Genomic DNA, 21,535 nt, shown 5'->3' on the forward strand with positions numbered 1-21,535 from the left:
TTGGGCGTGCGGGGCTCGGGCGAGTCTTGCTGCGGTAGTTCAGGACAAGTGGAGCAAAGGAATGGGAGAGCTTCAGCGGGGACTGTCAGATATTTTGTGTGCGGGCCGGTAACGGCCTGCCGTTAGGCAGGCCATGCTTTTACCAGGTCGGTCTGATAAATCGATCTCCGTACAGAATCGCGAATTGATTCATCGCACTTTTCCAGTCATGGGCCGCTGAGCCCCAGTTTGCTGTGATATTGCGCAGCCCAAGCCAGATCAGCTTGGTCGCCGCATCGTCGGTCGGGAAGTGACCTCGGGTTTTGATGATCTTGCGCAGTTGAGCGTTGATGCTCTCAATGGCGTTGGTCGTGTAGATCACTTTTCGGATCGCTGGCGGAAAAACGAAAAATGGAATCACACGATCCCAAGCGCGGCGCCAAGCAGCCACTACCGTTGGATACTGCTTGCCCCATGGCCCGCTTTCAAACGCATCCAGCGCCTGCTCGGCCGCTTCGGCGGTGACTGCCTGATAGATCGGTTTGAGCGCCTTGGCTAGTTCGCGGCGTTTATCCCAAGCCGCGTAATCAAGACTGTTGCGGATCAGATGAACAATGCATGTTTGCAGCGTCGTGTCTGGAAATACGGCGCTGAGAGCTTCTGGCATGCCTTTAAGGCCGTCGGTCACAGCAATCAACACGTCTTCGACGCCGCGTGTCTTGAGGTCGTTGAACACCTTCATCCAGAATTTGGCGCCCTCGGTCGTTTCGATCCAAATGCCGAGAATATCGCGTGTTCCGTCAGGCAAAACACCCAAGGCCAGGTAGATAGCCTTGTTGCGAACCAGCCCCTCTTCGCGGATTTTGACCCGCAGAGCATCGAAGAAAATAACCGGATACATCGGCTCCAAAGGCCGCTGTTGCCAGGCACCGATCTCTGCCATGACCTCATCGGTTACAGAGTTGATGAAGTCGGGAGAAACGTCCGTACCGTACTGCTCGGAAAGAAACGCACGAATCTCTCTGACAGTCATTCCACGGGCATACATGGCGATGATCTTGTCGTCGAATCCGGTGTAACGGCGCTCGTGCTTGGGAATCAGGATGGGCGAAAAACTGCCGTCCCGGTCGCGAGGAATATCCAGTCGGAGCGGGCCATCGCCGGTTAGAACCGTCTTGCCGCTTTTGCCATTGCGCTGGTTGGTTTCATCCTCTGGGCGCTGCGCGCCCGGCGGATAGCCCAGGTGGTGGCCAAGCTCAGCACTCAGGGCTCGCTCGATCAAAGCCTTCTTGAACGCCGCAGAGGCGTCCTCAATGGCTTCAGCGGTCATCGGTCCATCGGTGAATTGCTCGAGCAGCTCTTTCGGGATTTTTGGCAGCTCTCGCAACGCGGGTTTCTTCTTGGTTGGCATACATGCACCTCTTACTCATGTTATGCCCGAACACAAAATTTCTGACACCCCCCTTCAGCGAGATAGCACGAGTAAATAAATCAGTCCCCTTTTTCTCCCCTTTTTCCTATTAAGTTATTGAATCAGTTTGCCCCCACCGTTCGCGCATTAAGCTCTTAAAGCCTTGAAAATCAAGTTGCACAACTGATCCAGTCACTTGAATCATACGGTCCATCTCGATCGGCGTAGCTAACTCGCTTGCTAAGATACGGCAGCGCAATCGCAGTTTTCCTGAAGCTAACGGAACAATTGCAAGCGCGTCGCATGATCTCGCTTCTTCTCCTGGCAATAGGGATCCGAAGCGTATGTGGCAGACCGGGACTATGGCGCTTTCATCGATAATTAGCCGCGCATTTTGATTCGCCATCACCTCTGGCAACGTGCGCAAACCTTTGCTGATATCCCATGTGGTTTCCGGCTTCTCCGGGAGGTCGCAACCCGCAAGCAGATCGACGGATTGCCCATCCAGTGGTTCGACGATCACTTCAAGCTTGGCATTCGAAAGTTGTACTTCTGAACGATTGAGTAATATGAATTGAATCTGGATGAGTGCGTCGTTCACTTGAACGTACTCAGCATACTCTCTCCAGAAGTCTTCGTTGTCACGAGTCATAAAAGAGCGGGTCTCAAACTCAGCAGGACCCAAGGCTCGACGTTTATAGTCGGGGAACTCTTCGGTGAACTGGAGAAATTGATGCGTATAGTTGTTAGGTAAAACTTTGTTATGAAGAGTAAGCAAGGATAAATCCACATTCATCTCTCCACGACCACTATCAGCCAGCGTCATCGCGGTAATTTCTGGAGGCTCTGCCTCATCCGTACTACTGCCCCGACGCACATAAACGACATTGCTCTTCAGTTTTCCATAGGCATGAGAAAGGTAGAAAGCGCGCTTTTGCTTCGGGATCGTGATCACCCCGACAGTCTTACCTTCATATAGGTGCTCTTCGTAGCGAAACGTCAGTTTTGGTTTCACCTTTCCGTGGACGAATTGTTGCACCGCTGCATCATCGATGCCTCCTGATATACCCACGACTTCGGCTGGATGAGGTCGCTGATCTTTGAATCCGAGGAGAATATAACCAGGGCCATCGCGCCATGAATTGGCTATCGCGAGGATATCCTTGAGCATCTCGGCCTTGTCGATCTCGCTGCCGCCTATAAATCGGTACTGCGCAGATTTGAAATCAATGTCAGTTCCTTCGCTTTTGTACCGCAATGTGCTCAGCAGTTCGTCCATCGATGTAACCTCCCTAGCTGGGCTCAGACATAGTTTCTGCGCCTGATTAATCTTTGGCACGTGTGGCCTGAAGCCGATCTGTAGCATAAGTGTTCTGATGCATCTATGGTTCATTACCTGCCTTTCATGACAGGTAGCTATCGGCCCAGGCCGTGTAAAGACGTTTTTGAACGATTGGAAAATCCAAATATTGGCTTAAATGTCGCGCTTCTGCGTGAAATTTGGATCCGGTTGACCTGCCTAGCGACCAGCTTTCATGTGAAAGCGCAGTCTCAAGATTTGTGATCGCATTCCCATAGTCTGGGCCGAAAGATGCAGATTTGCTTTCATTCCGGAGTCATCAGAACGGCGAGCGTCATCTTTTTTATAAACTCTTCGTTACGGTCGATAGCGGCCAAAGCGCTGCGGACGTTTTCGGCTACTTCGGATGAGCCGCGCTGCTCCACCCAATTTGAAAGCTCCAGAATGCCCGCTTCAAGGGCGAGTTGGTTTTCGTTGATCTTGTAAAGCAGGGAAGGGAGCAGGTCTGAATTGGGCATCGCGAATCCTCCGTGGAGCATTCAGCGTAGCAGTCGAATGATGAGCGGGTGACTTGCTGCCGCCTTTCCCCTAGCGAGTGAGGACTACCCAAGTCGAAAGATCAAGAACCGGTAGTGCCCGTGACAGGCCTATGTGAAGGCTTGCTTAAAAGTTGCTACAAAGCTGAAAAAATAAAACCGGGCCGGCCAAGCGGGCCGGGGCATTGGTGTCTTGCTACATCCAATCCATCATGGGGGCGACAGAAACGCGACAGGAGAGCGGAGCGAGTGTCTGTCTCCATCTGTCCTGTCGTAGCCTGTGTTTGGAGTAGTGTTCTGTGGCGTGAGGGGCTCACGCCTCCCCACGCCGATGTTCAGCATTGATTACTTAGATGGCTCGACGTTATCCAGCGCCTGGTTCACCGCCAGCTCACCCAGCATGACCACTTGCGCGATGCCCAGCAGGGTTTTGCGGTGTGTTCCTTCCAGCAGCGCAGCAAAATCACCGAGCATAACCGTGGCCGATCCCAGCGTCTCGCTGGCGTTGGCCAGCAGCGATTCGGTGTCGGACTTTGGATTGGCGAAAAACATCGTATTGGGTTGGTATGGTGTAGCCATGATTTGAGCCGCCGGTTTTAGATAGTAGTCGAGGGCGCGTTCGGCGGCTTCGTTGAGTTTTCTGGAGTCAAGCGATTCGTAGGGGGATGCCGGATCTGTGATCGGCGGATTGGGTGTTGGTTTGAACATAGATAAAACTCCTCATGCCGTAGATAAAGGAGCCATCCAACCTCGCTACCAAACGATGGGTGGCGGCCATGCGCAGGTTGGTAGACCGGGACATGAGGAAGCCGGCGCACCCGAAGGTGCCCTGTGCATGACCACCATAAAGCCGAGACGAAAAACGCCGCGAATGGTGGTGCTGTGCAAATCTCATGTACGGGCTACCAAACCCGATCGCTGTTTTTCAGCGACGGGGAAACGATAAAGCCCGGACCTTAAGCGCACAAGCCGGTCGATTCTGGCGTAGTCGTAGGCAACGACGCAAGGCGTTGTAGCCTTTGTGAAGTAACCGCGAGTGTCTTTAAACACCCCATTTAAACGAGCGAGTTTCTTCGAAGAAAACAAGGAAATATCTGACGTCTTTTTATGGTTAGCCGTCGTGAATGTGGCGTTCATGTACCAAATAAGCTGCAGGACGTTATCGCATCAGCTCCGTGACGGAGCTGCTAGACACCCTTCCGCGCAACACACCTTTATGACTCCGTCATTCGGGTCTATGTCACCTCAAGCATGAAGGATTAAACTGCTGCAGATTTTCTGCTTCCTAAACTCAAGGATGAAGTTTGTCTTGATGAAGTATTTGACTGCGGTCTTGGTACTGGCTTGGGCAGCCGCGCCTTCCAACAGTTGGTCCAGGGATGATCCGACCAACTCCCCACAGGCGGGCGGGCGCACCTACGCGCAAAATTACAAGGATATGGTGCTGGCAGACTGCATCGCTACAGCCTACAAGGGCGAACCTAAAGCCGCCCAGGACGCCGGAAGCAGTGCCAGTGCGCTTATGGACTGGACCTATTTCGATCTGGAGCAAGCACCCCAAGCCGGTAGACCTCTGGTTGACCAGTTTCTGGCGCGTGATTATCACAATCCACTGGTCGAATCAGAGCGCCAAGGCGTTCGCTTTGAGCTGCTCAAATGCCTGGACCTGTATCACAGCAAAGAGTTGGACAGCCAGGTCAGGCAATTAGTCGTCAATCCCCAGCATACCTATCGTCAGGACAACCCGTCACGACCCAAAAAGGATTGACCCTGCAGCGCGATTGACGATGAGCAACCGTAACGATGATGGCAGCTGAACCAACGCTGTCGCTCAGCAATGTTTCATCAAGTTTGACGGGCTTTCGGCATAGGATGATGACCTAAGGTCGTGTTGCCACGCTTGTACCCAAGGGAACTGAAAAATGATCCTGAACCTGTTCAAAGTCGTGCTGATCGCCGGTGCTCTGCTCTTGAGCGCCTGTTCGGGTGTGAGCACCAGCACGTGCTTCTCAGAAGATTGCCAACAGTTTGATGGCCATAGCACCAACAAGGTGAACTTCGGTGGGAGCGCTATCGGTAACAGCTTTAATGAATACAGCTCAGGGTTGCTGCACGACTAAGGAATGACGCAACGGCTGAGGTGTTTTCGCCGTTGCGTGATTTGCCTGATGCTTCGTGAGTTCTGGTTTTGCGACTGCTGCGCAGCCGGACGCAGGCTTCGCCAGCTGCTACATGGTAGCGGCCACTAATGGGCTATTTGGCCTCTGGGGTTGCTATCCATTGACCCAGGATTTTTTGGTGGTTGCCCGTCACCTTGGCCAGGTGCAGCCACTGATCGACATACAACTTCCAACTAATGTCGTCACGCGGCAGTAGATAGGCCTTCTCCCCATACTGCATAAATTGCGTCGGGTTAACCGCGCACAAACCCGGTTTGAGTTTCTGCTGGTAAAGCGCTTCCGAAGCATCGGTAATCATCACGTCAGCCTTCTTGTCCAGCAACTCCTGGAAGATGGTCACGTTGTCGTGAAGCTTCAATTGCGCCTTGGGCAGGAAGGCGTGAACGAAAGCCTCGTTGGTGCCGCCGGCCGGTTCGACCAAGCGAACCGAAGGTTGGTTGATTTGTTCGATGGTCTGGTACTGCGTCTGATCTTCGCAGCGCACCAGCGGGATTTTGCCGTCGACATCCAGCGTGGTGCTGAAGAAGGCTTTTTTCTGGCGTTCCAGCGTGACGGAGATGCCGCCGACGCCGATGTCGCATTTGCCTGCGAGCATGTCGGGCATCAGGGTTTTCCAGGTGGTCTGGACCCACTCAACCTTCACGCCCAGGCTGTCGGCCAACGAGCGGGCCATGGCGATGTCGATCCCCGAGTATTCGCCGTCTTCACCTTTGAAGGTATAGGGTTTGTAGTCGCCCGTCGTACAAACGCGAAGTTGGCCTTGTTGCAGGACGGTGTCGAGATGGGAAGGGCTTTGCTCTGCCTGAACGCCGCTGGCTAGCGCGAGCAGGCCACAGAGCATCATGGTGCTTTTTATGGTTTTCATTGTTATCGGGCTTTTGTGATGGAGTGGGGTTCAAGCGGGAGTCAGTGTAGTGAAAGCGCTTCTCGGCTGTCATCCACTGTCCCAATACCCCATTCACTCCAGCGCATGATACGTGCCAGGCAAGGCCCGACACGTATCTCTCCACATTAGTTGATTGTTAAAGCGACAAAGACCTTGAAGTCTCAAGGTACGCTTCAATGCAGTTGGTAGCAGAGTGGACTCTTACTCCCTTGAGTATATTGAGTGGCGGGTTTTCCCAAAGTTCTGATGCGGCGATGGGACAGACGGGCTGTATAACAATCCCTTGGGGCGGATCAGCAACAAAATCAAAGTCTTGAATGCCGTCTGGCGGAAACTGAATATAAAACCGCGGCAACAGTCTTGGGTTAGTCCATCCAGCAGAACCCACCTGGCCAAAAGCCTGGATGTGTAGCTGCGGTGGGAAGGATTTAAGTAACGTTAACTGGACATCCACCACTTTCAGTACGTCAGCCATTTTCGATCTCCTTTCGATAATTGCGCCGCATTTTCACCTTGGCGCTTGGGTGTTGAACCCTATGGCTTGAAATCTGGTGGTTAGACGCTAGTAAAGGACTCTCACCCTGTCCACTGACTGCTTGGCCGGTCATCGGATGCTTCATTAGTGTCCATCTGCGGACTCAACGTCCCCAACCAGGCCACCAAACCCACAATCACCACCGCAGCCGCTAACTCCACCACCACGCTACGCCGCAACGCATTAGCGGCGACCGTGTATTGCCCGTCCCGCAACGATCGCTCCAATAACGGCCCAAGGTGAAACCGGTTCAACGCGGCAAGGACAAGCATCCCGGCAAACAGCACCACTTTGATAAACAGCAAAACCCCGTAAGTACTGAGAAACACCTCATCCAGTTTCGGCCCAACGATGAACAGATAATTCACCACCCCCGTCACCGTGATGAGCACCACGATGACCGCGCCAATCACCTCAAATCGATTAACAGCACGGGCCAACAACCGGATGCGCGCTTCGGTTTGCAGCGCATTAATCTTCGCCATCAACGCAAACGCCACCAACGCACCCAGCCATGCCCCCGCCGCCAGCAAGTGCAGAATATCCACCACGAAATGCCAATAACGACGACTGCCTTCATCCATCGCCCCGTGCCCGCTCCAGGCCAGGCTGGCGAGGGCGACACCGCCAGCGAAAGCCGCGATCAGCAAACTGAAACCAGGCGCACGGAGCATCACCGCTGAACCAGCAATCACCAGCGCAACGATGCGAACCACCCAGGCGAGCCCCACGTCCGTTTCAAGCACCATCATCTCGATGTGCGGACGCAGCTCGGCGAAGTCCGATTCCCCGCTCATGGCGCTCACCATCATCACCATGCTGGCGACGGACAGCAGCACACCCAGCACTGCCGTCCCCGCCAACATCGACCGAAACGGCAACACCGCTCCAGACAGCCGTTCCTGCCCTTTAAGGCTGTACAAGCCAAAAAGCGCCACCCCGAACAACAGCATCAAATCCACATACAACGCAAAGCGCAGGGCAATGCTGACCGAGTCGCTCATCAATCACTTCACTTTGAACGTAACGTTGCCGGTGATCGGGTGAGTGTCCGAAGACACGGCGCGCCATTCAACTTTGTAGCTGCCGGTGGGCAATGGCGAGAGCGGGGTGATGACCATGGTTTTCGGGTCGCTGCCGCCGGAAACTTTGGCCTTCATCGGCATGGGCGAATGGGCCATGCCGGGCATTGCGGTCATGACCAGTTTGGCGCCGGAGAATTGGGTCATGAGGTTTTCCGAGAAGTGCAGTTCGATGTTGCTCGGTGCTGTGCCGTCCGCGCCTTCTGCCGGGGTGGAGGAGAGCAGTTTCGGGTGGGCTTGAGCCAGTGCGCTCATGAGCAGCCCGGTTGAAAGTGCGATGGCAACAGCGGTGGTTTTGATTGTGCGCATGCAAGGCCTCTTACCGCTTTAAGCGGTTGGTTTTTAGGTTTTTGAGTTAAAGCGTTTAGAACCACAACCGAACGCCGAGCACGAGGCGGGCTTCGCTGCGGTCCTCGCCTTCGTCCTTGGCGTAGTCGGCGGTTTTGCCGTAGGTGCGGTTCCAGGTCACCCCGATGTAAGGCGCGAATTCCCGGCGGATTTCATAGCGCAGCCGCAGGCCGGCTTCGGTGTTGGACAGCCCGGAGCCGATGCCCCGTTGCGGGTCGTTTTTGCCGTAGACGTTGAGCTCTGCGGTTGGCTGCAAAATCAGTCGGTTGGTGAGCAGGATGTCGTAGTCGCCTTCCAGTCGTGCGGCGGTCTGGCCACTTTCGCCGATGAAGGCGGTGGCTTCGGTTTCGAAGTTGTACAGCGCCATGCCTTGCACGCCGAACGCGGCCCAGGTTTGCGGATCGCCGGGTTTGAAATCCTGGCGCACGCCGGTCACCACGTCCCACCAGGGGGAGATGGCGTGGCCCCAGAGAGCCTGGACTTCCGCGTCTTCGGTCTTGCCATTGACGCGTTCACCTTCGGAGCGCAGCCACAGGCGATCGATGTCGCCGCCGATCCAGCCGGACAGATCCCAGGCCAACGCACTGCCGTCGTCGGCGTCCTGCCATTCGAGCTTGTCGGCGAGGAAGTAATAGTTGAGCGCGGTGTCATGCACATTGTGGCCGGTGGGGCTGGCGTACACGGCGGCGCGGTCGGCGTCGGTCAATGCCGGGATCGGCGTGCGGCTTTGGGTTGGCGCGGCGGGCTGCATCTGGCCGTCGTCCATGCTCTGCATTTGGCTGTGATCCATGCCCTGCATCTGGCTATGATCCATGCCCTGCATGTCGTCGGTGGCGGCCATGGCCGAAGAAACCGTGAAGCCAGCGAGTGCCAAAGCGAGGCGGGTAGAGCGATTCAGTCTGGTCATGGGTAGCGCCTCATTCTTCCACGCGAACTTCACGGAACATGCCCATTTCCATGTGGTACAGGAGATGGCAGTGATAGGCCCAGCGACCGAGCGCGTCGGCGGTGACCCGATAGCTGCGCTTTGATCCCGGTGGCATGTCGATGGTGTGTTTGCGCACCATGAACTGGCCGTTCTCGTCTTCGAGGTCGCTCCACATGCCGTGCAAATGAATGGGGTGAGTCATCATCGTGTCGTTGACCAGCACCACCCGAACCCGCTCACCGTATTTGAGCCGCAGCGGTTCGGCGTCGGAGAACTTCACGCCGTTGAACGACCAGGCGAATTTCTCCATGTGGCCAGTCAGGTGCAGCTCGATGGTGCGACCGGGCTCGCGGCCGTCCGGGTCTTCGAAGGTGCTGCGCAGGTCGGAGTAAGTCAGTACGCGACGGCCGTTGTCGCGCAAGCCAAGGCCCGGGTCGTCGAGTTTCGGTGAGGTGCTCATGGCTTGCATGTCCACCAGCGGGTTGTCTTTTTCCGTGTCGGGATGGGATTGCATGCCGGCCATGGCGCCCATGGCCATGCTGCTGTGATCCATACCGGCCATGCTGTCCATGCCCTGCATATCACCGCCGTCCATGCCCGACATACCTGGCATGGCGCTGTGATCCATACCCGCCATATCGCCGCTCATGCTGCCGTGGTCCATCCCGCCCATGCCCATGTCATCCATGGTCACCAGCGGTCGCGGATCCAGCGGAGGAACCGGTGCCGATAAACCGGCCTTCGCCGCAAGGGTGCCTCGCGCATAACCCGTTCGATCCATCGACTGCGCGAACAGGGTGTAGGCGTCCTGGGTCGGCTCGACGATCACATCGAACGTCTCCGCCACTGCGATGCGGAACTCGTCGACGCTCACCGGTTTGACGTGCAGGCCATCTGCGGCGACCACGGTCATTTTCAAACCCGGAATACGCACGTCGAAGTACGTCATGGCGGAGCCGTTGATAAAACGCAGCCGCAGCTTTTCGCCGGGGCGGAATACCCCAGTCCAGTTCATGTTCGGCGCCTGGCCGTTCATCAAGTAGGTGTAAGTGGCACCGCTGACGTCGGCCAGATCGGTGGGGTTCATTTTCATCTCGGCCCACATCTTGCGATCGGCAACTGTCGAGCCCCAGCCTTTCTCGCTGACGTCGTGGATGAAATCGCCCACGGTGCGCTTGTGGTAGTTGTAGTAATCGGATTGTTTTTTGAGTTTTTTCATCAGGCCGACCGCGTCTTCGTCGGTCCAGTCGGTGAGCATCACTACATAGTCGCGGTCGTACTGGAAAGGCTCTGGCTCCCTGGCGTCGATCACCAATGGCCCGTAAACCCCGGACTGTTCCTGAAAGCCCGAATGGCTGTGATACCAGTAAGTGCCGTTCTGCCGGACCTTGAACTGGTAGACGTACATCCCGTCCGGTTCGATGCCGTGAAAGCTCAACCCCGGCACGCCGTCCATGTTGGCGGGCAGCAAGATGCCGTGCCAGTGAATCGAGGTGCTGTCCTTGAGTTTGTTCTTCACTCGCAGCGTGACCGTGTCGCCTTCACGCCAGCGCAGCAGGGGGCCGGGAATGCCGCCGTTGATGGTCATCGCCGTTCGAGGGTTGCCGGTGATGTTGACCGGGGTTTCGCCGATGAACAGGTCGAAGTCGGTACCGGCCAGCACGTTCGGTTCGCCGGGGCTGGTGACCGCCCAGACCGGCGTGCGCCACAGCCCGAGGCCAGCAAGAACCCCGCCTGCGGCAAGGCCCTTCACGAAGGTGCGTCTTGAGGTGTTGGAATGCATGCCGTTTTTCCCGTCCGTCAGCCTGATGAAGCCCTCAAATCCATCCTTAGCGGAGGGAGGAGAGCTTAATGAGGTGGAGGCTAACGGGCGGCGCCTTTCAGCAGGCTGAGGCGAAGATTACAGTTTTGACAGTTTCACGCTGTATTTAGTGACTTCTGTTCGCCACGGTGGCGTTACCGCAATTGATGTACGAAGAAGACTTCAACCAGCGCTGATCCGGATAGTAAGAAAACAACAGCTGCCCATCCTTCATCGAGTCGATCAGCTGATGTGCAATTGCAGGCCTCACAGCCGGGCAACCCAGGCTTCTGCCGATCCGGCCATTCGCCCGCGCCAGGTCAGGACTGACATACGGTGCGCCATGAATGACGATCGCCCGCTCGAAAGCATTGTCGTTGAAACCCGGCTCCAGACCTTCCATGCGCAACGAATAGCCGTTCTGCCCGACATAGCTGGATTGGGTGCGGTACAAACCGAGGCTGGTGGCGTAACTGGCATTCTGATTGGAGAACTGGCGGGCCATGTTTTCGCCGCTGTTGCGACCGTGGGCGACCAGTTCGTGGAACAACAGTTTGCGTTTCTTAAGGTCGAATACCCAAAGACGTTGTTCGGTGGAGGGCAGGGAGTAATCGATGACTGCTAGCCTTTGAGCCGGGACCGCGCCTTGGGACCGGCTGCATTGGGAGGCGCGTACGGCCAGGGTAATTACCTTGGCGTTGGCATTGGGGGCCGCTTTGATCAGCGCGGCTTCAAGCGAATCGGCGTAGGCTGCCGGTAAGGTAAAAGCGGTCAGCAACAGGGCCGTCATTAAAAAGCCGAAGCGGTCTAGGGCCATATGCAAGTCTCATCTGATTGTTTCGAGTCTAGCAGCGCGCACGACGCTAGCCGGTTGAAAACGGGAGATTAAGGATTATCCATGGGGCAGTTAACAAGGTTATTCGTCATAAGCCGCATATTTTTTATGGGCTTTCTGATCAGCGGCATGGCAATTGCGGAAACTTCGCCGATTGAGCCGTCATCTCCCGTTAGCGTCGGCGCGGATGCCGCGCCTGGCGATTATGTCGGTCAGGCGATTCAGGCGGCATTGGCGCCATTGAGTTCGGCGTTTCCCCCGTTGCTCACGTCACCGGGCCATCAACGGGTCGACGTCAATCGAGCGGTGCTGGACTTTTATAGCCATCGTGGCTATCGCGCCGCGTGGACGGACGATGACGATGTTGTCCAGCTTTTGAAAAGCCTGAGCGACACTGTGGTTGATGGCCTGGACCCCGAGGATTTTCGAATTGCCGAACTGGTCACGGCCAGAAACTCGATGCAGAAAACAGCGCCAACCCCCGGGCAACGGGCGGCTTTTGATATCTCGGCGACCCAGACGTTCATCACGGCGCTGCTGCAGTTACGGCGCGGCAAGGTCGACCCTTCGCGACTGGACATCCATTGGAATTTCGACCCGCTCGGCATCGACCCCCGGGAGGACGTCAACCTGTTCTTCGCCGCCCTCGACAGCCATGACGTCGCGCGCGCGTTCGCCCAAGCGCCGCCACAAGAAGCGATTTATGGCACGTTGCGACAGGGCCTGGCGCAACTGCGCAGGGTTCGCGACAGTGGTGGCTGGCCAAAGGTCCCGGGAGGGCAGACCCTCAGGCCGGGTATGGACGACGCCTCGGTTGCGCAGTTGCGCGCCCGTTTGGTGGCGGGTGGTTATCTGACCGCGAAAATGAACGCGCGCTCCGACTACGACGACACTGTCATGGCGGCGGTGAAGAAGTATCAGGCCGAGCAATACCTCGGGGCGGATGGTGTGGCGGGGCCGGCGACACTCGCGGCGCTGAACGTGCCGGTCGAGGCGCGAATCGACCAGGTCCGCGTGAACATGGAGCGCGCGCGGTGGCTGCTGTACAAACTTCAGGGCACCTTTGTCATCGTCGACATCGCCGGGTACAAGGTTTCGTTCTATCGCGATGGCAAGCTGATATGGCGCTCTCGGGTGCAGGTGGGTAAACCGTATCGCAGCACGCCGATTTTTCAATCCGAGATCACCTACGTTACGTTCAACCCGACCTGGACCGTGCCGCCGACCATTCTGGTCAAGGACATGCTGCCGAAGATTCGCAACAACCCTGGCTATCTCGATGCAAACCGGATTCGCGTGATCGATCGAGAAGGCAACGTGCTCGACCCGTTGACCGTCGATTGGGACAACCCGCGCGGCCTTACGTTGCGTCAGGATGCAGGGTCGGATAACTCGCTGGGGCAGGTGGTGATTCGCTTTCCCAATGACTATGCGATTTACCTGCACGACACACCGCATCGCGAGTTGTTTGCGCAATCCAATCGCGCGACCAGTTCCGGCTGTATTCGGGTAGAAAACCCGCTGCAATTGGTGGAGCTGTTGTTCAACGACCCGGTTCGCTGGAATAGCGAAGGGATTCAAAAACAGTTAGCCAACGGCAAGACAGAGAACATCAGGCTCCCCGTGAAAGTGCCGGTGTTGTTGGCTTACTGGACGGTGGACCTGAGCCTTGATGGGCGAGTGACGTTCAAGCCCGATGTGTATGGGTACGATAACCCGGTGTTGCGGGCGCTGAATCTGCCTTCGGAACGGCCAACGCTGGACGGGAGGCGAGCGGCGCCTCCCTCGATGGCGGTGGGGCAGAACGAGCTTTAAAGCCCCAGCCCTTCTTGCACCGCCAGAAGCAGGTTGTGTTCCGTCAGTGCGATCGCATCCGGTTGTTGTCCGGACTGTTCGATCGCCTGAAGCCACCACTGCGTCTCGCCATGTTCGTCCACGGTTCGCAAGAGGGCGAGTTCCTTGTCTGTCGAGTGGATTTCGACTCGCCCGGCACCGTCGGTGGTGAAGCGGGCGACAGGGTCGAAGGTGATGCTGTGGTGGTTACCGTCGATCAGCAGTTGGTCGATGGCGTAGTCGTAGGTCGCACCGTCCGGGGCACTCTCGAACACGTGCGTGGAGTTGCGTCGCAGCTTCAGGCCCACCTCGATCAGTGGCTGCAGCCAGGCTTCGATCTGGTGATACAGCTCATAGACCTGGGCGGGCCAGCTGTCGATGGCTTGATCGGCGATGGTCGCGTCGGCACTGGTTTGCCGGGATTGTTTCAGCTTCTCGGCGAGCTCGTCTGCTTTACTCATTTCGATTTCCTGTCGTGATGTCAGTTAATCGTAGCTCCTTCAAGGTCATGCGGTTTTGCCTTGCGTCATGCGATTGAAACACCCGCGTGACAAAACCATTCTTCGGCCCTTTACGGCCAAATCAATCATCCCAAGGAGTGGGTAATGAAGAAATTTTACGCAATCGTCGGGTTGATCGCGCTGACCTTCGGCAACATCGGCCTGAGCAGCGCCCGCGAAACCCAGAGCAGTAAAGCCCAGGCGGAATCGGTCGCGGGGGTGTTCGATTACTACCTGCTGACGCTCTCCTGGTCTCCGACCTTCTGCCTGACCCACAAAGACGATGCGCAATGCTCCGGTAAAGGCTACGGCTTCGTGCTTCACGGTCTCTGGCCGCAATACGCCAAGGGCGGCTGGCCGGAGTCCTGCCCGCCGAGGGTGACCTTGTCGCCAGCGGAAAATGCCAAGGGCCTGACCTTGTTCCCGACCCAGAAGCTGCTCGATCACGAATGGGCCAAGCACGGCACGTGCAGCGGCCTCGGCGCCATGGGTTACCTGGACGCGTCCGACAAGGCGCTCGGTGCGGTCAAGATCCCGCAGAAGCTGCAACCGTTCAGCAGCTCGTATTACTTCGAAGCCCAGGAAATCGCGCAGATGTTTCGCCAAAGCAATCCCGGGATTCCGGCCAATGGCATTGCCGTGATTTGCAATGGCCCGGAGTTGTCGGAAGTGCGGGTGTGCTTGGGCAAGGACCTGGTGTTTGGCGTGTGCGGAACGGGTGTAAAGACACAGTGCCGGGCTGGGGATATTCGGGTTCCGCCTTCGCGGTGATGGATTGACTGTTGCAGACCAGTAGGAGCCAGGCTTGCCGGCGAAGGCGTCCTTAAGAGCGCCTTCGCCGGCAAGCCTGGCTCCTACGAAAATCGGTTTACGCAACGGAATGTAGCCGTTCAGTGTTATCTCGCTGACTGTACGGGCAACCCAAGCGCCACCAGTTCCTCGCGCAATTGTTCCGGGCTGAAGAACTGAACCGCATGAAATCCCTCCCGGCGTGCTCCTGCAATATTCGGCGCATGATCATCGACGAACACTGCGCGGCGGCTATCAACGCCAAACCGCGATAGGAGTAACTGAAAAATCTCCGGCGAAGGCTTGATTATCCCCTCGGCACCCGACACCAGGATGCCTTCGAATCGCTGCAAGAACTCAAAGCGCTCAAGGGCAATCGGAAAGGTTTCGGCAGACCAGTTGGTCAGCGCCAATAACCGCACGCCTTTGGCATGCAGTTCATCGAGGATGTTCACCGTTTCTTCTATGGCACCATCGAGCATTTCTTCCCAGCGTTCGCGGTAGGCGCGAATCAATGCCTCTTGGGACGGATGTCGGGCGATGGCTTCCTCAATCGCTTCCTGCCAGGTTCTGCCTTGGTCCTGTTGTTCGTTCCAGGCGGTGTGGCAGACCTCAGACAGGAATGTTTCCATGGCCTCCAGGTCTTCACCGAACAACTTTCGGTAAAGGTTTCTGGGGTTCCAGCGGATAAGGACATTGCCGAGATCGAACACAACGGTGTCGATGGGGGCAGGGTGGTGCGCAGCGCTCATGTTTTTCCTCCTTGGGTAAACGGCCGGGGCATGCACGGCAGCCGATATCGATGCGTTCGACAGGCTCCTGAGGTTTTTCATCCTAGCAGAGACGGTTTTCGTATTTCACTCGTCGGGAAGTCGATCTCTGTCGGTCAGGCGCATTTACCCCGCACAACCCCGTAGACTAAGCTCACAAAAAATAAGGGTTTTGGGCCTCTGCCCATGCCTTACCCTTTCAGGACTCGCTTTTGCCTATCCCCATTCCCGATCCGCACCACGCGCCCGATGGTGCCTTGAAGCGGCTGCCCCTGCTCAAAGCCGCGGTGCTGTTTATTGCGGCCGTGTGCCTGTGCCTCTGTGGGCTGCTTTACCTGCAACTGGAGCAGTCGCGTCGGCACGACCTGGCGTTGGCCGAGGTGTCTTCGTCGAACCTGACCCGGGCCATGGCGCAGCAGGCTGAAGACACGTTCATGAAAGCCGATCTGGTGCTGACCAGTCTGGTGGACTGGATTCAGGCTGAGGGTTTCGACGCTGCCCAGACGCCACGCTTGCAGAAAACCTTCTCGCGGCGGGTGCAGGCGCTGCATCAATTGCACGGGATATTTCTGTTCGACAAGCAGGGGAAATGGGTCGTGACGTCGTTCGAAAACCTGCCCCATGGCCCAGGTGCAGCAGACCGCGAATACTTCAGGTTTCACCAGCAAAACACGTCGTCCCTGGCACACATCGGCCCGGCGATTCGCAGTCGGGAGAGTGGCGAGTGGATCATTCCGGTGTCCAGGCGGGTAAACGACCAGGACGGCAATTTCCAGGGGGTGTTGCTGGCCGGGATCAAGATGTCGTACTTCGATCAGTTCTTCAAAAGCTTCAGCCTCGATAACAACGGCTCGATGTTTTTGGCGTTGACCGATGGGACACTGCTGGCGCGACGGCCGTTTGTGGAATCGCAGATCGGCACGTCATTGGCTCAGGGCGAGATTTTTCAAACACTCTTGCCCAGCGCGACATCGGGCAACGCCATGATCGGCTCGGTGGTGGATGGCATCGTCCGGTTGTATGGCTATCGTCAGCTCGATGCCTATCCAGTGGTGGTCGCGGCGGCATCTTCCGAGGGCGCGATCTTCAAGGACTGGTACGACACGGCGATTCAATCCAGTGTGATCGTCGCTCTGGTCGTCCTCGGTGTGGGATTGTTCGGGTGGGTGTTCGTTCATCAGGTGCGCGCGGGCGAGCGCATCGAGGCGGATTTGCGCGAGGCGCAGAAAACCCTGGAATTGATCGCCACCCACGACAGCCTGACCGGGTTGGCCAACCGTCGATTGTTCGAACGGGCGCTGGAGATCGAGTTCGGGCGCGGCGCCCGGCGGTCGAGTCCGCTGAGCCTGATCATGCTCGATATCGATTATTTCAAGCGCTATAACGACACCTACGGTCATGTAGCGGGGGACCATTGCCTGGCCGAAGTGGCGCGAGCATTGAAGAGTTGCTGTCACCGCAATGCCGATCTGGCGGTGCGCTACGGTGGTGAAGAGTTTGCGGTGTTGCTGCCGGACACCGACATCCATGGTGCGCTGACGATCGCCGAGCAAATCCGCCGCAGCGTCATGGACAAAAACATCATCCACAGCGGCTCACCCACGGGCTACGTGACGGTCAGCCTTGGCTGTTATTCGTTTGTGCCGACAGGGCACGACAGTGCCGAAATGTTGATCAAGCGCGCGGATGCAGCGTTGTACCAGGCCAAGCATTCGGGGCGAAATCGTTCGGCGGTGTTGTCCATGGAAGGCGGCGTCGAAGCGCTGATGCGCTCGGACCGCTGAAACTTTCCTGCGAATAAACGTTTTTCGTAGGAGCCAGGCTTGCCGGCGAAGGCGCTCTCAAGGACGCCTTCGCCGGCAAGCCTGGCTCCTACAGGTCCGATATTGATGTCATGGCCTGCTTTTATGCGTCGAACTGCCCGTCCCACCGCCAGCGCCACCGGTGCCACCACCGGCAGACCCCGTGCCGCCTCCAGCACCCGAGCCGGAACCGCTGGCCCCGCCATCGGTGCCTGTGCCGCTGCTTCCATGGGTGTCCGAACTTGTCCCGCCCGCAGGCGAGCCGGGGGTGTTGTCGGGTGGCATCGTCGAGCTGCTGATGCCGCCGAACTTAGTGCCGGTGGCGTCCGCGCCGTCTTCAGCGGCCGCAACGGTGTTGGCAGATGCCGTGACCAGCAGCCCTGCCAATAACAGTGAGGTGATTCTGATGTTCATCAGGGTACGTCTCCACAAAATGAGCCGTTACCTGATATTGGTGTGAGAGCAGGATGGTTGGTGCCGGGTGGATGACCAGTGGCTGATAGTTTCCGGTCCTGGTCAAGAGGCGATACGTCAGTGATTAGCGAAGACCATAACCCGTCAGCTTCTGTTCGAGACTCTCCCGCACCTTCGGCCATTCGTCATCAATGATGCTGAACCGTACCGAGTTGCGCTTGCGTCCATCTGGCATGATCCGTTCGTGGCGCACGATGCCTTCCTGTTGCGCACCCAGCCTGAGAATCGCGTTGCGTGACTTCTGGTTGTTTTCGTCGGTGGTGAATTGCACCCGCACGCAGTCCAGCACGTCGAAGGCGTAGCGCAGCATCAGGTATTTGGTTTCTGTATTGACGAAGGTTTTCTGCCAACTGGCCGAGATCCAGGTGCTGCCGATTTCGAGTTTGCGGTTGAGCTGGTCGACTTTCCAGAAACGTGTCGAGCCGATGACTTCGCCGGTATCCTTGAGCACGATGACAAAGGGCAGGACGGTACCGGTATCGCGGCCGTCGAGGGCTTTTTTGAGGTAGCTGTCGACGGTTGTCGAGGAGGGCACTACGGTGACCGTCAGGTTCCACAACTCGCCATCCCGCGCGGCATTGACTAGCGTGGCGGCATCGCTGAATTGCAAAGGGCGCAGGCTGACTCTTTGACCTTCCAGTGTGTCCATGACAGGCATTCTCTGCATGAAAAGAGGCGCGGGTGAGGCGTGCTATTACAGGCCAGCGTCCATCGATTGGCAATAGCGATGTGTTCGGTTTTTCAAGTGCGGCAATGACTTGCGTTATTCAGGGGCGGTGACCGGGCAGGGCTGCTATGGTCAGTGGAGAGCCTGGCTGTCATGACGACAGACCAGACCCCGCCGGTCTCACCCGATAAGGCGATCGATTGACAGGAACAAGTGCATGGATTTGATTGCCGTTACCACCGCTGCACCTGCGCGTCATACACCGATTACCCGCAACCTGATGTTCGTCATCGGCCTGCTGTTTGTCGTTGGGGTGTTGATCGCGCTGATGGCCCTGTTCAGCATTGCCGCACGGCTCGATGCCCAGGATCTGAGCAAAACCACGTTCTACACGCAACGCGCACTTGATAACCGCATCACCGCCTCGAAAAACTACATCGCCAGCTACGCCAACTGGACGACCGCCTACGACCACCTGAACGACAAGGTCGATGTGCAGTGGGCCTACGTCGATCAGAACGTGGGTAAAACTCTGTTCACTATCGATCACTACGATGGCGTTTTCGTGATCGATCGTCAGCGAACCAAATACGCCGTAGTGCGCGGGCTTCAGGTGCAACAAGAGGCAGCGGCCTATCTGTCGACCTCGATGGCGCCCCTCATCGAGGCGATCCAGAGCCAGGAAAGCCTGATCAGCCCTGTCAGTCGGTACACCTTGTTCGAGGGTAAACCGGCGCTGCTGACGGCCGCCGCGATCGTGCCCAATGATGAACGCCCGGCGGTCGATCCCCAAAGCACTTCGGTGCTGATCTACGTCGATCAGTTGACCCCTGAAAAGCTCAGCGCCTTGAGCGCCGATTACGGTTTGCATGACTTGAACCTGACCCCCGACGACTCCATCGCACCCGGCCAGCCGGCCGTTGCCCTCGCTGGCACCGGTTACAGCGTGGTTTCCCGGCTTGAGCGGCCGGGGCATCAATTGCTCTGGTCGTTGCTGCCGCCATTGGGCGGGGCGCTGTTGATTCTGGCGTTGTTGACGGCGTACTTCTTTCGATATGTCCTGCGCACGTCCGGGCATGTGGATGCCAGTTACACCAGCCTCGATTTGTCGAATCAGGCGCTTGAGGCCAGTGAAGAACGTTTTCGTGCGGTGGCCGAAGCCGCGTCCGACTGGATCTGGGAAATCGACGAGCAGCATTGCCTCACGTATCTGTCGGGGCGCTTCAGCACCGTCACCGGATTCTCCGATCAGCAATGGCTGGGGCAGAACATCGGGCAACTGCTCAATTGCGATACAACGCCCTTGTCGCTGTGGCTGAACAAACTCGATGAAGAGCAAGCCGTCAGCCACTTGCGCTGTTCCTACCGTGATCAATCGGGGCAACAACGGGTGTGTCGGGTGTCGGCGCGACCGATCCAGCGCAAGGGCGCGTTATTGGGTTTTCGCGGGACGGCCAGCGACATCACCGATGAAGTCGCCGCCCATGCGCAGATCCAGCATTTGTCGATGCACGACGCACTGACCGGCTTGCCGAACCGCAACAAACTGGCGCGTTACCTCGAAGATGCGCTGGCACTGAAAGAGCAGTCGGCGGCGTTGACGCTGTTGATGATCGACCTGGATAACTTCAAGCCGATCAACGATTCCCTCGGCCACCCGGCCGGCGATGCGGTATTGCTGGAGGTTGCCATTCGTCTGCGCGAGTGCACGCGGGACATCGATCTGGTTGCCCGATTGGGTGGCGACGAGTTCGTGCTGGTGCTCCACGGCATGGACAGCCACGCGGAAATCGACCGCTTTTGCGAGCGCTTGCTCGACAGCCTGCATCAACCGATTCATTACGATCACCACACGCTGCATATCGGCGCGAGCATCGGTATCGCCCTGAGTCGGCGCCAGGGGCATGTTCCGGAAGAGCTGATTCGCTGTGCCGATATCGCGTTGTATCAGGCCAAATCCAATGGCAAGAAGACCTGGTGCTACTTTGCGCCGCACATGAATGAGCAGATCCAGCACCGCCGACAACTGGAAAGCGACCTGCGTCAGGCGATCAAGAACAACGAATTCGTGATGCATTACCAGCCGCGTTATCACGTCGATGGCAAACAGATCGTCTCGGTCGAAGCACTGTTGCGCTGGCAGCATCCAGTGCAAGGCTTGTTGAACCCCGACGCGTTTATTCCATTGGCCGAGCAGACCGATCTGATCGTGCCATTAGGGCGCTGGGTGTTGCGCGAGGCGTGCGAGACGGCCTTGACCTGGCCCGGTGCGATGATGGTGTCGGTCAACCTGTCGCCGGTGCAATTTGCCCGTAGCGATGTGATCGAGGACGTACGGGAGGTGTTGATCCAGACCCGCTTGCCTGCCAGTCGACTGGAGCTGGAGATCACGGAAAACGTAATGCTCATCGATGTCGATGGCGCTCTGGCGACCATGAATGCGCTCAAGGAATTGGGCGTACGGCTGAACATGGACGACTTCGGCACCGGTTATTCTTCGCTGGGTTATCTGCGTACGTATCCGTTCGACGGGATCAAGATCGACAAGCGCTTCATTGCGTCCATGAGCAATGGCAGCAATGATCGCGCCGTGGTGCAGGCGATCATCAACCTGGGCAAGGCCATGGGCCTGACTGTCACCGCAGAGGGCGTCGAGACGCTGGAACAACTGGACTTCCTGATCTCGGACCAGTGCCATGAAGTGCAGGGGTTTTACCTCAGTCGGCCGGTGGACAGGCATGCACTGCTGCCGTTGCTCAAAGCATCATGGGATGATCACCCGCTGTAAGCTCGCGCCTTTAGTCGCCTGTTTCGCTCGCCGCGGCAACTGCCGTGGCGCACCCCGGTCACAACTGGATACCGCCCAATCCGTTGCGAGC

Annotated in this window: 21 protein-coding genes; 6 read left to right on the forward strand and 15 right to left on the reverse strand. The window is 57.3% G+C overall.

What is annotated here, in order from left to right; all coding sequences use genetic code 11:
* Window positions 1-139: 139 nt before the first annotated feature.
* The 4 genes from PMI30_RS23375 to PMI30_RS23360 all read right to left on the reverse strand — a co-directional run bounded on the left by PMI30_RS23375 (window position 140) and on the right by PMI30_RS23360 (window position 3,934).
* Complete coding sequence (locus tag PMI30_RS23375; protein WP_008007131.1) at window positions 140-1,390, reverse strand: IS256 family transposase; 1,251 nt, start codon at window positions 1,388-1,390, stop codon at window positions 140-142.
* 109 nt (window positions 1,391-1,499) lie between these two features.
* Window positions 1,500-2,669, reverse strand: coding sequence for an ATP-binding protein (locus PMI30_RS23370; RefSeq protein WP_008007132.1), 1,170 nt, complete (start codon window positions 2,667-2,669; stop codon window positions 1,500-1,502).
* 326 nt (window positions 2,670-2,995) lie between these two features.
* Window positions 2,996-3,208: a hypothetical protein gene (locus PMI30_RS23365; RefSeq protein WP_008007134.1), complete on the reverse strand. Its 213-nt coding sequence runs from the start codon at window positions 3,206-3,208 to the stop codon at window positions 2,996-2,998.
* Between the two features lie 363 nt (window positions 3,209-3,571).
* Window positions 3,572-3,934, reverse strand: a complete 363-nt coding sequence (locus PMI30_RS23360) for a DUF6124 family protein (protein ID WP_008007136.1) — start codon at window positions 3,932-3,934, stop codon at window positions 3,572-3,574.
* A gap of 604 nt (window positions 3,935-4,538) precedes the next feature.
* On the opposite strand from PMI30_RS23360, the gene PMI30_RS23355 reads away from it, so the two are divergent.
* Window positions 4,539-4,994, forward strand: coding sequence for a type VI secretion system amidase immunity protein Tai4 (locus PMI30_RS23355; protein ID WP_008007137.1), 456 nt, complete (start codon window positions 4,539-4,541; stop codon window positions 4,992-4,994).
* Between the two features lie 154 nt (window positions 4,995-5,148).
* On the forward strand, window positions 5,149-5,346 hold the full coding sequence (locus PMI30_RS23350; RefSeq protein WP_008007139.1) for a hypothetical protein: 198 nt from the start codon (window positions 5,149-5,151) through the stop codon (window positions 5,344-5,346).
* A gap of 133 nt (window positions 5,347-5,479) precedes the next feature.
* On the opposite strand, the gene PMI30_RS23345 is transcribed toward PMI30_RS23350, so the two are convergent.
* From PMI30_RS23345 to PMI30_RS23315, 7 genes are all read right to left on the reverse strand, one after another.
* Entirely contained in the window at window positions 5,480-6,271 is a 792-nt protein-coding gene (locus PMI30_RS23345; protein ID WP_008007142.1) for a transporter substrate-binding domain-containing protein, read from the reverse strand.
* A 157-nt stretch (window positions 6,272-6,428) separates the two neighbouring features.
* Complete coding sequence (locus tag PMI30_RS23340; RefSeq protein ID WP_008007143.1) at window positions 6,429-6,767, reverse strand: hypothetical protein; 339 nt, start codon at window positions 6,765-6,767, stop codon at window positions 6,429-6,431.
* A gap of 101 nt (window positions 6,768-6,868) precedes the next feature.
* Window positions 6,869-7,831 (reverse strand): copper homeostasis membrane protein CopD, encoded by a 963-nt coding sequence (gene copD / locus PMI30_RS23335; RefSeq protein ID WP_008007145.1) that lies wholly within the window; start codon window positions 7,829-7,831, stop codon window positions 6,869-6,871.
* Between the two features lie 3 nt (window positions 7,832-7,834).
* On the reverse strand, window positions 7,835-8,218 hold the full coding sequence (copC, locus tag PMI30_RS23330; RefSeq protein ID WP_008007147.1) for a copper homeostasis periplasmic binding protein CopC: 384 nt from the start codon (window positions 8,216-8,218) through the stop codon (window positions 7,835-7,837).
* A gap of 55 nt (window positions 8,219-8,273) precedes the next feature.
* Window positions 8,274-9,164, reverse strand: coding sequence for a copper resistance protein B (locus tag PMI30_RS23325; RefSeq protein WP_008007149.1), 891 nt, complete (start codon window positions 9,162-9,164; stop codon window positions 8,274-8,276).
* A 10-nt stretch (window positions 9,165-9,174) separates the two neighbouring features.
* On the reverse strand, window positions 9,175-10,968 hold the full coding sequence (locus PMI30_RS23320) for a copper resistance system multicopper oxidase (RefSeq protein ID WP_008007151.1): 1,794 nt from the start codon (window positions 10,966-10,968) through the stop codon (window positions 9,175-9,177).
* A gap of 145 nt (window positions 10,969-11,113) precedes the next feature.
* Window positions 11,114-11,803, reverse strand: a complete 690-nt coding sequence (locus tag PMI30_RS23315; RefSeq protein WP_008007153.1) for a murein L,D-transpeptidase catalytic domain family protein — start codon at window positions 11,801-11,803, stop codon at window positions 11,114-11,116.
* A gap of 81 nt (window positions 11,804-11,884) precedes the next feature.
* Between PMI30_RS23315 and PMI30_RS23310 the strand changes: the two genes are divergently transcribed.
* Window positions 11,885-13,636: a L,D-transpeptidase family protein gene (locus PMI30_RS23310; protein ID WP_008007155.1), complete on the forward strand. Its 1,752-nt coding sequence runs from the start codon at window positions 11,885-11,887 to the stop codon at window positions 13,634-13,636.
* Here the strand turns inward: PMI30_RS23310 and PMI30_RS23305 are convergent.
* On the reverse strand, window positions 13,633-14,115 hold the full coding sequence (locus tag PMI30_RS23305; RefSeq protein ID WP_008007157.1) for a hypothetical protein: 483 nt from the start codon (window positions 14,113-14,115) through the stop codon (window positions 13,633-13,635). The genes PMI30_RS23310 and PMI30_RS23305 overlap by 4 nt on opposite strands.
* A 144-nt stretch (window positions 14,116-14,259) precedes the next feature.
* Between PMI30_RS23305 and PMI30_RS23300 the strand changes: the two genes are divergently transcribed.
* A complete protein-coding gene (locus PMI30_RS23300; protein WP_008007159.1) occupies window positions 14,260-14,925 on the forward strand; it encodes a ribonuclease T2 in 666 nt (221 codons plus the stop codon).
* 125 nt (window positions 14,926-15,050) lie between these two features.
* Here the strand turns inward: PMI30_RS23300 and PMI30_RS23295 are convergent, their stop codons facing one another.
* Window positions 15,051-15,656: an HAD family hydrolase gene (locus PMI30_RS23295; RefSeq protein ID WP_238541973.1), complete on the reverse strand. Its 606-nt coding sequence runs from the start codon at window positions 15,654-15,656 to the stop codon at window positions 15,051-15,053.
* A 269-nt stretch (window positions 15,657-15,925) separates the two neighbouring features.
* Between PMI30_RS23295 and PMI30_RS23290 the strand changes: the two genes are divergently transcribed.
* Window positions 15,926-17,497: a sensor domain-containing diguanylate cyclase gene (locus tag PMI30_RS23290; protein WP_008007164.1), complete on the forward strand. Its 1,572-nt coding sequence runs from the start codon at window positions 15,926-15,928 to the stop codon at window positions 17,495-17,497.
* A gap of 108 nt (window positions 17,498-17,605) precedes the next feature.
* On the opposite strand, the gene PMI30_RS30350 is transcribed toward PMI30_RS23290, so the two are convergent.
* Window positions 17,606-17,929, reverse strand: a complete 324-nt coding sequence (locus PMI30_RS30350) for a hypothetical protein (protein ID WP_008007166.1) — start codon at window positions 17,927-17,929, stop codon at window positions 17,606-17,608.
* Between the two features lie 124 nt (window positions 17,930-18,053).
* Window positions 18,054-18,638: a GNAT family N-acetyltransferase gene (locus PMI30_RS23285; protein ID WP_008007168.1), complete on the reverse strand. Its 585-nt coding sequence runs from the start codon at window positions 18,636-18,638 to the stop codon at window positions 18,054-18,056.
* A gap of 235 nt (window positions 18,639-18,873) precedes the next feature.
* On the opposite strand from PMI30_RS23285, the gene PMI30_RS23280 reads away from it, so the two are divergent.
* On the forward strand, window positions 18,874-21,444 hold the full coding sequence (locus tag PMI30_RS23280; protein ID WP_008007171.1) for a bifunctional diguanylate cyclase/phosphodiesterase: 2,571 nt from the start codon (window positions 18,874-18,876) through the stop codon (window positions 21,442-21,444).
* Window positions 21,445-21,535: the final 91 nt, after the last annotated feature.

This window comes from Pseudomonas sp. GM50 (genome assembly GCF_000282375.1).
Classification (GTDB): domain Bacteria; phylum Pseudomonadota; class Gammaproteobacteria; order Pseudomonadales; family Pseudomonadaceae; genus Aquipseudomonas.